The following is an 11,437-nucleotide window of genomic DNA, read 5'->3' as shown; positions in this document are numbered from 1 at the left end:
AGCGATGAAGCTTGGCCCACACGCGAGCCTCGGTCCACACAGTGAACCGGCGAAAGGCGGTCACACCCGACAGGCCGAAGCCGGGAGGCAGTTGGTTCCAGGTGCACCCCGAGGTGGCCACGAAGATGATCGCGGCCAGCACCTCGCGGTCTCCTCGGCGACGATGCCCTCCGCCTTGCGGGCGCTCCGAGGCCGGCGGGACCACCCGTTGGAACAACTCCCACAGATCATCCGGCGCCAACCGTTCGACAAGCGCAGCAGCCATCACCCCAGCCTGCCGCAAGATCACGCCAACTGAAATGGCGTCTAAGAACTCCTAACGAAATGAGCGCTGGAGGACGCTAAGGTCGGTGGCCATGAGCCAGAGTGGTGCGGAAGCGGCGGCGTTCTTCCGCGACGTCAGCCTGAACAGCGCGGTCTGGCTCGTCCGGGGTGACGATGGAAGCCCGACTCACCTCTCTGCGGATGGCACGCGAAGTCTTCCCTTCTGGTCGACCTCGTCGCGGGCCCAGAGGGCAGCAAAGATCTGGGGGCATGGGCTTCGCATCGATTCCATGCCCTTGGACACCTGGTGCGATCACGTGCTGCCCGATGCCGCCCGGGATGGACTCGTGATCGGCATCAACTGGAGCGGGCCGCGCCTGGTCGGTTGGAGCTTCACCCCCGACGAAGTTGTCAACCGTCTAGCGGCGGCTCACACAGTGACTGTCGGCGTACACGTGAACGTGCTCAGGCACGTACGGATGAACGTGCCCACCTCCTGACGTACCGGAGATTGATCGTGGGCAGTCTGCTGCCGGCCTGTGAAGGGTGGCGGAGGGCGGCTGACCGTGGTCTTGGACCCGCAACGATGGATGGAGCTTCGACGCTTCCGCGGGCTGTTCAAATCCGGGGCCATGAGCCTGTCGGAGATCGCGAAGGAGACCGGACTCAACCGCCGAACGGTCCGCAAGTACCTGTCCTCTGAAGGCCCGGTCGCCCCACCTCGTCGGGCTGCGCCGGGACATGGTCGTCGGCGGAAGGTGGATGAGGTCGCGCCCCTGATCGACGCGATGCTGCGGTCCGAGATTCTGATCAAAGGTGCCGTGGTTCACGAGAGGCTGGTGGCCGAGTACGGCTTCACCGGCACCTACCAGCGGGTCAAGCTCTACATGCAGGAAGCCCGGCCGCGGATCGCGGAAGAACTTGGCATCAGCCCGGGCGAGCTGGCCGGCCTGCACCGCCGGTTCGAGGTCGTGCCTGGGGCACAGGCCCAGGTCGACTGGGGCGACGAAGGGCACATCCTCGCGCACGTCGGCATCCCGAAGGTCTACTCGTTCCACATGACCTTGTCCTACTCGCGGGACCCGTTCTGCTGCTTCACCACCAGCCAGGACCTTGCCACCTTCTTCGACTGCCACCGGCAGGCGTTCGCCCACTTCGGCGGGGTGCCGATGTCGATCGTCTACGACCGCACCAAGACCGTCGTCCGACGCCACGTGGCACCCGGCGAGGCCGTTCCCCTGCACCCGGAAGCGGTCGGGTTCGCCGGACACTACGACTTCGACATCGACGTCCTGGCCGCCTACCGGCCCACCGGAAAAGGCCGGGTCGAGCGGCAAGTGCTGATCGTCCGCGACCATGTCCTGGCCGGACGGTCCTTCTCCTCCATCGAGGAGCTGGACTCCGCTTTCAACGCCTGGGTGCCCTTGCGCCGGGCGAAGTCCCACGGCACCCACGGCGAAGTGATCGGGAACCGCGCGATCCGTGACCACATGGCCCTGCGACCCCTGCCGACGACGCCCTATGTGGTCACCCAGCGGCACCTTCGCTACGTCGGCAAGGACTGCCTGGTCGCCTTCGACGCGAACCTCTACTCAGTTCCGGCCCGCAAGGTCCGCCCGCGCCAGCTGGTGGAGGTCAGGGCCACGAAGTCCCAGATCGCGCTTCATTCCACTGTCCCCGGCGCCACCGGCGTCACCCTGCTGGCTAGCCACCCAAGGGCCGTCGGCCGCGGAGCCTGCGTCGTCGACGAGAAGCACTGGGACGGTCTTCCCGACGGCCGGAACCGACGGACCACCACCGGTGACATCCCTCGGCAGCAGCCCCGCCATCAGGACGCACTCGGCGAGGAGACGGCCGGCTCGCTGATGGCTCTCCTGAACCGGGCTGCGGCCGTCCGCGTCGAGGTCGGCCGCAGACCCCTGTCGGTCTATGACGAACTGACCGGAACCCGTCCCTTCACCACTCACCCCACGCAGGAGGAGCCCAGTTGAGCAAGCTGGTCAGCACTCGAATCCGCACCACAGCCGCCAAGCTCGGCCTGCCCCACCTGGCAGAGAGCCTGAACGAGTACGCCGGCCGGGCAGACGAGGCCAAGATGGGCTACCTCGACTTCCTCGACCTCGTGCTGGCCGAGGAACTCGCCATCCGTGACGACCGACGCTTCCGCCAGGGCCTGCGGCTGTCCAAGCTGCCACACTACAAAACGCTCGACGAGTACGACTTCTCCTTCCAGCCAGAACTCGACCCCCGCAAGATCAAAGACCTCGCCACCCTCGCCTTCGTCGAGGCCAAGGCCAACGCGGCACTGCTCGGGCCGCCCGGGGTCGGCAAGACCCACATCGCCGTCGCTCTCTCGGTCGCCGCCTGCCGGGCCGGCTTCTCCGTCTACTTCACGACCCTCGACGACATGGTCCGCCAGCTCAAGGCCGCCGAAGCCTCCGGCCGACTCAACAACAAGCTCCGTACTTACCTCCGGCCCGGAGTTCTCGTCGTCGACGAAGTCGGCTACCAGCCCCTCGAACGCGCTGAGGCGAACCTGGTCTTCCAGGTCATCTCCAAGCGCTACGAAAAAGGCTCGATCATCCTGACCTCGAACAAGACCTTCAGCGAATGGGGACAGGTGTTCGGCGACGAAGTCCTGGCCACAGCCATCCTCGACCGACTCCTGCACCACTGCGACGTCGTCTCCATCAACGGCCCCAGCTACCGGCTCAAGAACCGGCTCGCCGCCATCGAACGCGACACCAACGTGGCCTGATCACACCAACTGCCCGTCACCCGTCGTCATCCCGCCGGCTTCCTAGGCGGGCTGGCGGGGAGGCAGAGCCGCTCGGGCACGCCAGAAATCCGCGTCGCGAGGGTCGGTGAGCCATCCGATCAGACGCTCGGCGCCAGCTTCGAAGGCGCGGGGCAGCGAGGTCTCCTCGCCAACAACAAGCCTGATGGCGTCGACGTCATGGCTAGCGTGATCGGTGTCGCACCAGCAGGCCACGTTCACCGCCGCGTCGACCGCGAGCTGGCCGAAGTCTGTCCACACGACTTGAAGCAGGAACTCCAGCTGATCACTCCCGTCCGCATGCTCAATGACATCCAGGCCAAGCACGATGGGCGTCCACGGCTGCGGGCCCGGGAAGACCACGTGATCCAGTGCCCACTCCCACTCAGCCTTGTCTCCTTGCGCGCGAGCCGCATCGACTGCACGAGCGGTTTGTTCCAGGGATTCCACGTCGGCAGGCGACAGGCGGGGGAAGAGCGTGGTCAATGGGACATCGTCGAAGACACCTTGCATGAGCCGATCATGCGTTCGCTTTGCCGCCAACGACAAGGGCCCACCGCCCTGAGGTTTCCCACCACACGACCGGCATCCCGACGCTCACGAAGCTGAGCACGTTCATCCGTACCTGGCTGAGCACTTCGACGAGTACGCCGACAGTGACCTGATTTGCCGGTGGGTGATGAGGCAGCAGGCCAGTTTGAGGAAGGCTTCGTGAATGTCGGCTCGACGTTCCCAGCGAACGCGGAGTCGCCGGAAGCCGTGGTACCAGGCGAAGGTCCGCTCTACCACCCAGCGGTAGACGTCAAGTCCGGTGCCGTGGCGAGTGCTTCGGCGGGCGATGGCAGGGACGATACCGCAGGCTCGGACTTGGTCGCGGTAGATGTCGTGGTCGTAGCCGCGGTCTGCGAGGAGCGAGTCCGGCTTGCGGCGGGGATGTCCGACGCGTCCACGGATGGGAGGGATGGCATCCAGCAGCGGCATCAGCTGGGTGACATCGTTGCGGTTGCCACCGGTGAGGACGACCGCGAGCGGGGTCCCGTGCCCATCCGTGATCACATGGTGCTTGGATCCTGCTCTGCCCCGGTCGACTGGCGACGGACCCGTGTGGAGCCCCCTTTTAGAGCCCTGACGTGCGAGGAGTCAACCACGCAGCGGGACCAGTCGAGCCGTGCTGCGCGTTGAGCTCGGCCAACAGCGTCTCGTGGAGCCGCTGCCAGACGCCGGCCTCGTTCCAGTCCCGCAGCCGACGCCAGCACGTCATCCCGGAGCCGAAGCCAAGCTCCTTGGGGAGGTGTTCCCACTGGATATCGGTGTGCAGGACGTACAGGATCCCGCACAGCACCTGGCGGTCAGGCACCGGAAGACGACCGGGGTATCGGAACCGCCGCTCCTTCCTCGGCAGCAGCGGCTCAATCCGCTCCCACAGGTCATCCGGCACGATCCACGGTGAAGTCCCCACGGCCCAAACAACGCCCAACTGCCCTGTCAGGCACGGCTACCAGGGGCGATGCACCTCATTGTGTTAGCCGTTCTAAGTCCCACCTGGCGCTGGGCTTGCTGGACCGGCTGGCCGGCTGGCTCGGCCCGGTCCCGGTGATCGTGGCTGATGCGGGTTATGGCCGCAGTGTCGGTTTCCGGCAGACGCTGGAGGATCGCGGCTGGTCCTATGTGGTGGCCGTCGACCCCAAAGAGGTCGTCCAGTCGGAGGCGGCCGCACCCTATCGGCCGTCCTACGGCGGGCTGGGACCGCCCACCCGGCCCTGCTACCGCACACGGCCCCGGCCGCTGTCCGCCATGAGCGATGCGGGTCCCCGGTTCGAGGAGGTCGTCTGGCGCCAGGGCAGCAAAGGCGCCATGACCTCCCACTTCGCCGTGCTGCAGGTGCGACCGGCGGGCAAGCTCGCCCACCATGCCGCCCAGTAACAGGCCGGCGGACGCAGCCGCTGGGACGGCGTGCTGCCGCTGCGAACCCTCCTGATCGAGCGGCCCGAAAACGCCAGCGCACCGACCGGCTACTGGATCAGCAATCTGCCTGCCACCACTCCGATCGCCGATCTGGTGCGGTGGGCCAAGATGCGCTGGCGCATCGAGCACGACTACCGCGAACTCAAACACGGCCTGGGCCTGGACCACTTCGAGGGCCGCACCTGGCGCGGCTGGCACCACCACGTCACCCTCGTCACCGCCGCCCCGACCTTCCTCACCCTCCGGCGCCTGAACCCAAAAGCCCCGAGCCCGGCCTGAGCCTCTACCAAGTCCTCGACACCCTCCAGGACATGCTGCGGTGCTGGACAGGCACCTGCACCACCTGCGGCCAACCACTCACCCGAACCAGAACCTAACGAAGCACTGCTAAGGGCTGTCCCGTAAATGATCTCCAAGTCGTCCCGGGCATCGTTGGTCTTGGTGTGATCCCCTGGTCTATCCGGCGAGGGCGAGGTTGTGCATCCGGGCGATGCCGAGCATGGCGTGGTGGACGCCGTCGCCCTTGAGGCGGCAGTCGCGGAGGATCTTCCAGGTCTTCATGCGGGCGAAGACGTGCTCAACGCGGGCCCGGACCCGCTTGTGGGACTTGTTGTGTTCCTCTTTCCAGTGCGGCAGTTCGGTCTGGCCTTGCTGTCGGCGGTGGGGGATGACGAGTCCGGTGCCCGGGTAGCCGCCGTCGGCGATCGTGACGGTGTTGCCGACGGCGGCCTTGGCGCCGGATTCTTCCCATGCCTTGCAGTCGTTGCGGTTCCCGGCGAGCGGCTGGCCGACCACGACGACCAGGCGGGTGTCGGCGTCGATGACGACCTGGTGGTTGGTGGAGTACCGGTAGTTCTTCGACCGCTCGGCGATGGTGTGGTCACGGGTGGGGACCAGGGTGCCGTCCACGATCAGCACGGTGTCCTTCGCGAACCGCTTGCGGGGCTGGAGCGCGAGCATCGGCCCGAGGTGGTCGATGATCCGGTCCGCCGCCGACTTGGACACCCCGAACAACGGAGCGAGCTGCCGCATGGTCAGGTTCGTCCGCCAGTAGGCCGCGACCAGCAGGGCCCGGTCCTCCAGCGGAAGACTCCACGGCCGGCCCCTGCGGACCGCGTTCGCCCCCTCGCGCCGCAGCACAGTCACCAGCTTCCCGAACTGCCGCGGGCTCAGCCCGGTGAACGGGGCTATCCAGACGGCTCCGACGCCGTGATCACACCAGCCACACCAAGATCATCCCAGGCTGGTTAGGGTTTCTCCCTCGAGGCGACGGACTGGAGACGGATCATGGAACAGGATGAGGCCCTGCAACTCGCGGTGGCGTTTCTCGCGGACAGCCAGCGCGATGATGAGCCGCCTCTCGTCATCGACGCAGAGGGGGTTCGCGTGAGCAACGGGCTCCTGATCGTGCCCTACAACTCTGTGCAGTACCTCGCCTCGCGCGAGCCGAGAGAGCAACTGTTGGACTGCTGGCCCATCCTCGTCGACCTTGCACGCGGAGAGGTGCGGTTCGGGACCCTGAATGAGCGACACCTGTGGAGGAACCCGAGCGTCTGACGCCTGTCCGTAACCCCAGTTACGGGACAGCCCTTAAGCGCTGTCCGGCGGATCACGGGCGGAGCCATAAGCGGGCCGCCGCAACTGTGACAGTGCCATGGATTCCTAATGGCCCTTGTCAAGCCGATAGGGCGAGTGGCGGCGACGTCTGATAGCAGCGCCTGTCTCGTAGGAGGGCCCAGAGAACGTTGACGCGGCGCCGCGCCAGAGCCATGACGGCTTGGGTGTGGCGCTTGCCCTCAGCGCGTTTGCGTTCGTGGAAGCGGCGGGAGTCGTCGGAGTAGCGGATGCTCATCAACGCCGAGGTGTAGAAGACGCGTTGAAGGCGCCGGTTGTATCGCTGAGGGCGGCGTAGATTCCCGCTGACTTTGCCGGAGTCGCGAGGGGTGGGTGCTACGCCACCGAAGCCGGCAAGCCGCCCTGGGGTGGCGAAGGCAGTCATGCTGCCACCGGTGGCGGCCACAAACTCGGCACCGAGGATGGGACCGAAGCCGGGCATGCTGACGATCAGCTCGGCGTCCGGATGCTCGCGAAATCGCACCTCGATGAGCTTCTCAATCTATTCGTCAGATCACCCCGCCCCATGCTGGACTAACGAGCCAGTAACTGGCACGACCTGGCGCGGCGTTGAGAGGGAGCTCTTTCCTCCTGATCTGATCGTCGCCTTTGCGTGCCTGGCCACGGGTACTCTCTGGCGATGTCGAATCAGTCAGTGGCGGCGGGAGTCAGTCTCGCTGGCGTGATGGCGCACTGCGGCGGAAGCCCAGTGGGCGCCGTAGAGCTTCTGGTGGGAGCAATAGCCTCGGCACCGGCAGCGCCGGAGCCCTATGCGGCCCTCGCCGAATTGTGGCAAGTCCGACGCTCGGAGCTGAAGGAGAGCCTTGGGGAGGACGGCTCCTTCAGCGCTGCGCTGGCGCAGGCGTATTTCTTGTTCCTTGAAGGAGACATGGACGACGCGGTGATGGCCCTCGGTTCGGTCACGGGTGTGCGGCCCGACGTGGCATGGGGCGCTGCCCCCTGGTTCGGCGATGCGCGCTTTCTCGGCGCGGTGAGTGCTGCGGCGCTGGCCGAGGCGTGTCTGCGGACGTTGGACTACGGCCACGACCTGGACACCAACGAGATGCGGGAGCGGTTTGCGCCCTGGTTCCATGCCCTCGACGTGGTGTCCGAACGGGATCCCCTGCCGGAGTCGTTGGCCGCCATGGCCCGGCTGCCCCGGGCCTGCGGTCGGTACGAACTGTCCTTTGCGCTGTGTGACCGCGCCGATGCCGTCGATCGGGTCATGTGGACGGCAGTCGCACGAGCGGCCACCTGGCGTGTGATGGGCGACCTGGATCAGACTGCTGCCGCCTTCGAAAACGCGCTGCTCCTGGACTCCGCCAACTGGTCCCTCTACCTCGACCTGGCCGACGTGCGCGCCGGGCAGGGCGACTTCGCCGCGGCCGCGAGCCTCGCCGATCAAGGCCTGGAATACGAGCCTCGCGAAGTCACCCTGCGCGCAGCGAGAGCCGCCTACCGCACGCGCCTTTCCGGCTCGTCCGACGACCTGAGTGCCCTGATCGCCCTGGCGCCGGAACTCGCGAACACCAGCTACCGGAACCTGCTGATCGACTACGCATGTGCGGGGCCGAAGCTGCCCCGCAGACTCGTTGCCAAGGCCCGCCGCATCCGTAAGAACTGAAAGGGCTGTCGTGCCAACCGGTGCCAGGCAGGATGACCTTCCGTTTTTTGCCACATGATCCGCCGGACAGTGCCTAGAAGGGTGGCGTGTTGCTGTCGTTGTCCGCGCCTACGGCGAAAGCCGGGAGGCACGCGGGCGGACGTGGCGGCGCACACTCGGCTCCGCAGTACAAAGCCGGCCTCCTCTCATTCTCCAGTTCCGGGAGGGGACCCGCGCAGGAGGCGCACGTCTTGGCCTCGGTACGCAACTTGCGGGCGTGATCACGGGCTGCGCGGTTGAGGCGGTTCGTCTCTCTCGCCATGACCAGGCGAGCCAGGGCGTTGCGTTCTTCGTCATAGAACAGGTCGTCGAAGACGTCGGGATCCGCGAATGTCGCTTCCAGGAACTTCTTGATCACCGTGGCGACGTTGCCGTGCAGAACGGCGGCCCGAACGAGATGGACGGGCTCCTCCCGTCCTGCACATCCCTCGATGTCTAGTGCTCTGACCGGAAACGATCACCGGAGTGGTGTTGATCGTCTTCACGCCGATTGGATGTGTCGACGCATCTGTTCGGGGCGGGAGGCGGGATGGCGAGGCTGGTCAGGGTCCGGCGGTTGTCGGACTGGGAGGAGCAGAAACTGCAGCGGATCGCGCGTCGCGGCCGCACGAGCACGGTCCGCTATCGGGCGGCGATAATCGTGCTGGCTTCGGCCGGAGGAAACAGCGTCCCGGTCATCGCCCGGCTCGTGCAGGCCGACGAGGACACCGCCCGCGATGTGATCCACAAGTTCAACGAGACAGGGCTGGCCTGTCTGGACCCCCGGTGGGCGGGAGGCCGTCCCCGCCTGCTCGACCGTGACGACGAGGACTTCGTCATCGAGACAGCCACAACCCGCCCCAGTCTGCTCGGCTTGCCGTTCACGCACTGGTCGGTGCGGAAGCTCGCCACCTACCTGCGCAGAGCCCCGGGACGGTGCATCCGCATCGGCCGGGAGACGCTGCGGTGCCTGCTCATCCGACGCCAGATCACCTTCCAACGGACCAAGACATGGAAGGAGTCCACCGACCCTGACTTCGATGCAAAGCTTGATCGCATCGAGTATGCGCTCTACGAGCGCCCCGACCGCACCTTCGCCTTCGATGAATTCGGCCCACTCGGCATCCGCCCGACCGCCGGGACCTGCTGGGCCAGGCAGAGTAAGCCCGACCGGCTGCCGGCCACCTTCCACCGCACCCACGGGGTGCGCTACTTCCACGGTTGCTACTCGGTCGGCGACGACACGCTCTGGGGCACGAACCGCTGCCGCAAGGGCGCCGACCACAGCCTCGCCGCGCTCAAGAGCATCCGTGCCGCTCGCCCGGACGGCGCCCCGATCTACGTCATCCTCGACAACCTCTCCGCCCACAAAGGCAGCAAGATCCGTCGGTGGGCGGCCAAGAACAAGGTCGAGCTCTGCTTCACGCCCACCAACGCGTCCTGGGCCAACCCGATCGAGTCCCACTTCGGGCCGCTGCGGCAGTTCACCCTCGCCAACTCGAACCACCCCAACCACACCGTCCAGACCCGGGCGCTGCACTGCCACCTGCGCTGGCGCAACCAGAACGCCCGTCACCCCGACGTCCTGGCCGCTCAGCGTCGCGAACGCGCCCGTATCCGCAGCGAGAAGGGGATCCGCTGGGGCGGACGTCCTGCCGCCAGCCGGACGCGAGCACTCACACCGGCTCCTGGTAGACCCTGGTCTCGGCAGGCTTGAGTGCACTGATCGCAGTCCACACCGGCTGGTTCCTCAGCGCCTGGGCCCAGTGGTCGAGGTCATCCTCAACGTCGTGGAAGAACCACGAGTTGAAGCTCCCCAGGTCCTGCAAGGCAGGAGCGAGTCCGTAGCGCAGCTCGCAGTGCACCTGTACGTAGTGGTCGTGCTCGCCATCGCTGTCGATGACGTCGAACTGCCGGGTGAAGTCCAGAGTGAACGTCGCGGGGGCGTCAAAGGCATGGGTCCCGTACTGGAACAGCAGACCGTCCACATCGGGTGTGTCAGGAGTGTCAAAACGGACCCGGCCGAAACGGAGAAAGGCACGCCAGACATCTTCCGCGCCCAGATCGGCGCGTGTCTCCCTCGCGGCGCGCAACTCGCTCTCCAACAGGCCCACAGCCTCGCCCGTCGACGGCCTCCCCGACATGCCCACGTCCCCTCGTTCCCCGAAGTGCCGACTCAGCGTACTCACCCCGGCCAACGTTCCCGGTCAGAGCACTAGGGCCTATCCGGCGGATCTTGTGACCGTTTCGGCCTTGGCTCGTTGGCATGTGCATGGGGCGCGGAGATCTCACAAGTGACGAATGGGGCCGGCTGAAGCCGCATCTACCGAAGTCCGGGCTCCGTGGGGGACGTTGGGGCAGTCACCGCAGGATCATCAACGGGATCCTGTATCGGAACCGGACCGGGGTGCCGTGGCGGGATCTGCCTGCGCGTTTCGGCAAGTGGAAGACCGTGTACGAACGGCATCGGCGATGGTCAGCGGATGGCACATGGGACAGGCTCTTCACGGCAGTCCTGGCCGATGCTGACGCGGAGGGCCGCATCGACTGGTCGATGGTGAGCGTGGACTCCACCACCTGCCGGGCCCACCAGCACGCCGCCGGAGCGCGCAAGAAGCCTCCGAGGCTGCCGGGAAAAGACGCACGCCTCGGCAGCACCGCCCTGACGAAGGAATCGGACGTTCCCGGGGCGGCCTGACCTGCAAGATTCACCTTGCCGGTGAGGGTGGACGCCGCCCACTGGCCCTGCTGATCACGCCGGGCCAGTGGGGCGACGCCCCGCAGCTCATCCCGGTCATGGAGCGTGTCCGTGTCGCCCGGTTGGACGGCGGGCGTCCACGGACTCGGCCTGACCATCTCGGCGGAGATAAGGCGTACTCCTCCCGCCGCAACCGCCGCTACCTGCGACGGCGCCAGATCAAACACACGATCCCCGAGCCGAGGAACCAGCGGGCCAACCGCCGCCGCGGCAGCAAGGGCGGCCGGCCCGTCGGCTTCGACAAGACGATCTACAAGCGCAGGAACGAAGTTGAGCGAACGATCAACGCGCTGAAGAACTCCCGGGCCGTGGCCACGAGATTCGACAAGCGCGCCTATTTCTTCCACGGCACCGTCACCGTGGCCTCGATCCGCCTGTGGCTCAGGCCGTGACTACTTGGCCTTTCGTGACAAGATCT

13 protein-coding genes and 3 pseudogenes are annotated in these 11,437 nt (G+C 66.5%); 9 read left to right on the top strand and 7 right to left on the bottom strand.

Annotated elements, in window-relative coordinates; all coding sequences use genetic code 11:
* Nucleotides 1–265, bottom strand: a 265-nt coding sequence (locus tag K377_RS39445; protein ID WP_146614834.1) for a transposase, incomplete at its 3' end; no start/stop codon positions are given.
* 91 nt (nt 266–356) lie between these two features.
* On the opposite strand from K377_RS39445, the gene K377_RS39440 reads away from it, so the two are divergent.
* From K377_RS39440 to istB, 3 genes are all read left to right on the top strand, one after another.
* Nucleotides 357–764: a DUF2750 domain-containing protein gene (locus tag K377_RS39440; protein WP_111668475.1), complete on the top strand. Its 408-nt coding sequence runs from the start codon at nt 357–359 to the stop codon at nt 762–764.
* A 90-nt stretch (nt 765–854) separates the two neighbouring features.
* On the top strand, nt 855–2,255 hold the full coding sequence (istA, locus tag K377_RS39435; RefSeq protein WP_202455265.1) for an IS21 family transposase: 1,401 nt from the start codon (nt 855–857) through the stop codon (nt 2,253–2,255).
* A complete protein-coding gene (istB, locus tag K377_RS39430) occupies nt 2,252–3,022 on the top strand; it encodes an IS21-like element helper ATPase IstB (protein WP_111668467.1) in 771 nt (256 codons plus the stop codon). Before istA ends, istB begins: the two co-directional genes overlap by 4 nt.
* A gap of 42 nt (nt 3,023–3,064) precedes the next feature.
* Here istB and K377_RS39425 read toward each other — a convergent pair whose 3' ends face one another.
* On the bottom strand, nt 3,065–3,553 hold the full coding sequence (locus K377_RS39425) for a hypothetical protein (protein ID WP_111668466.1): 489 nt from the start codon (nt 3,551–3,553) through the stop codon (nt 3,065–3,067).
* A gap of 102 nt (nt 3,554–3,655) precedes the next feature.
* Nucleotides 3,656–4,499, bottom strand: a pseudogene (locus K377_RS39420) (IS5 family transposase).
* On the opposite strand from K377_RS39420, the gene K377_RS42615 reads away from it, so the two are divergent.
* On the top strand, nt 4,487–4,963 hold the full coding sequence (locus tag K377_RS42615; RefSeq protein ID WP_258395309.1) for a transposase: 477 nt from the start codon (nt 4,487–4,489) through the stop codon (nt 4,961–4,963). The pseudogene K377_RS39420 and the gene K377_RS42615 overlap by 13 nt on opposite strands.
* Before the next feature lie 30 nt (nt 4,964–4,993).
* Entirely contained in the window at nt 4,994–5,284 is a 291-nt protein-coding gene (locus K377_RS42610; protein ID WP_258395308.1) for a transposase, read from the top strand.
* Nucleotides 5,285–5,461: 177 nt separating this feature from the next.
* Here the strand turns inward: K377_RS42610 and K377_RS39405 are convergent.
* A pseudogene (locus K377_RS39405) lies at nt 5,462–6,231 on the bottom strand (transposase).
* 61 nt (nt 6,232–6,292) lie between these two features.
* Here K377_RS39405 and K377_RS39400 point away from each other — a divergent pair.
* On the top strand, nt 6,293–6,562 hold the full coding sequence (locus K377_RS39400; RefSeq protein ID WP_111668464.1) for a YrhB domain-containing protein: 270 nt from the start codon (nt 6,293–6,295) through the stop codon (nt 6,560–6,562).
* 118 nt (nt 6,563–6,680) lie between these two features.
* Here K377_RS39400 and K377_RS39395 read toward each other — a convergent pair.
* A pseudogene (locus tag K377_RS39395) lies at nt 6,681–7,121 on the bottom strand (transposase); the annotation flags it as partial.
* Between the two features lie 138 nt (nt 7,122–7,259).
* On the opposite strand from K377_RS39395, the gene K377_RS39390 reads away from it, so the two are divergent.
* Nucleotides 7,260–8,243 (top strand): M48 family metallopeptidase, encoded by a 984-nt coding sequence (locus K377_RS39390; RefSeq protein WP_111668473.1) that lies wholly within the window; start codon nt 7,260–7,262, stop codon nt 8,241–8,243.
* Nucleotides 8,244–8,316: 73 nt separating this feature from the next.
* On the opposite strand, the gene K377_RS41475 is transcribed toward K377_RS39390, so the two are convergent.
* Nucleotides 8,317–8,640, bottom strand: a complete 324-nt coding sequence (locus tag K377_RS41475) for a hypothetical protein (protein WP_146614833.1) — start codon at nt 8,638–8,640, stop codon at nt 8,317–8,319.
* Nucleotides 8,641–8,811: 171 nt separating this feature from the next.
* On the opposite strand from K377_RS41475, the gene K377_RS39380 reads away from it, so the two are divergent.
* Nucleotides 8,812–9,978: an IS630 family transposase gene (locus tag K377_RS39380; RefSeq protein ID WP_111668462.1), complete on the top strand. Its 1,167-nt coding sequence runs from the start codon at nt 8,812–8,814 to the stop codon at nt 9,976–9,978.
* On the opposite strand, the gene K377_RS42605 is transcribed toward K377_RS39380, so the two are convergent.
* Nucleotides 9,938–10,405 carry a hypothetical protein gene (locus K377_RS42605; RefSeq protein ID WP_181512759.1) on the bottom strand — a complete coding sequence of 156 codons (468 nt, stop codon included), beginning with the start codon at nt 10,403–10,405 and terminating at the stop codon, nt 9,938–9,940. The two genes, K377_RS39380 and K377_RS42605, sit on opposite strands and share 41 nt — an antisense overlap.
* A gap of 128 nt (nt 10,406–10,533) precedes the next feature.
* Between K377_RS42605 and K377_RS39370 the strand changes: the two genes are divergently transcribed.
* Nucleotides 10,534–11,411 (top strand): IS5 family transposase gene (locus K377_RS39370; RefSeq protein WP_111668471.1). Its coding sequence is split into 2 segments (ribosomal slippage): nt 10,534–10,894 and nt 10,894–11,411, totalling 879 coding nucleotides; the frame shifts between segments, so codons are not numbered across the junction.
* Nucleotides 11,412–11,437: the final 26 nt, after the last annotated feature.

The organism is Streptomyces sp. PsTaAH-137 (genome assembly GCF_003259365.1).
Lineage (GTDB): Bacteria > Actinomycetota > Actinomycetes > Streptomycetales > Streptomycetaceae > Streptomyces.
The sequence above is the reverse complement of the archived record's forward strand: the minus strand, read 5'-3'. Positions and strand labels throughout refer to the sequence as shown.

Bases quoted from the DNA above. Each gene is read 5' to 3' on its own strand.
- K377_RS39440 (WP_111668475.1), top strand. From the start codon at position 357: ATGAGCCAGAGTGGTGCGGAAGCGGCGGCGTTCTTCCGCGACGTCAGC.
- K377_RS39425 (WP_111668466.1), bottom strand. From the start codon at position 3,553: ATGCAAGGTGTCTTCGACGATGTCCCATTGACCACGCTCTTCCCCCGC.
- K377_RS39400 (WP_111668464.1), top strand. From the start codon at position 6,293: ATGGAACAGGATGAGGCCCTGCAACTCGCGGTGGCGTTTCTCGCGGAC.
- K377_RS39390 (WP_111668473.1), top strand. From the start codon at position 7,260: ATGTCGAATCAGTCAGTGGCGGCGGGAGTCAGTCTCGCTGGCGTGATG.
- K377_RS42605 (WP_181512759.1), bottom strand. From the start codon at position 10,405: ATGTCGGGGAGGCCGTCGACGGGCGAGGCTGTGGGCCTGTTGGAGAGC.
- K377_RS39380 (WP_111668462.1), top strand. From the start codon at position 8,812: ATGGCGAGGCTGGTCAGGGTCCGGCGGTTGTCGGACTGGGAGGAGCAG.
- istA (WP_202455265.1), top strand. From the start codon at position 855: ATGGAGCTTCGACGCTTCCGCGGGCTGTTCAAATCCGGGGCCATGAGC.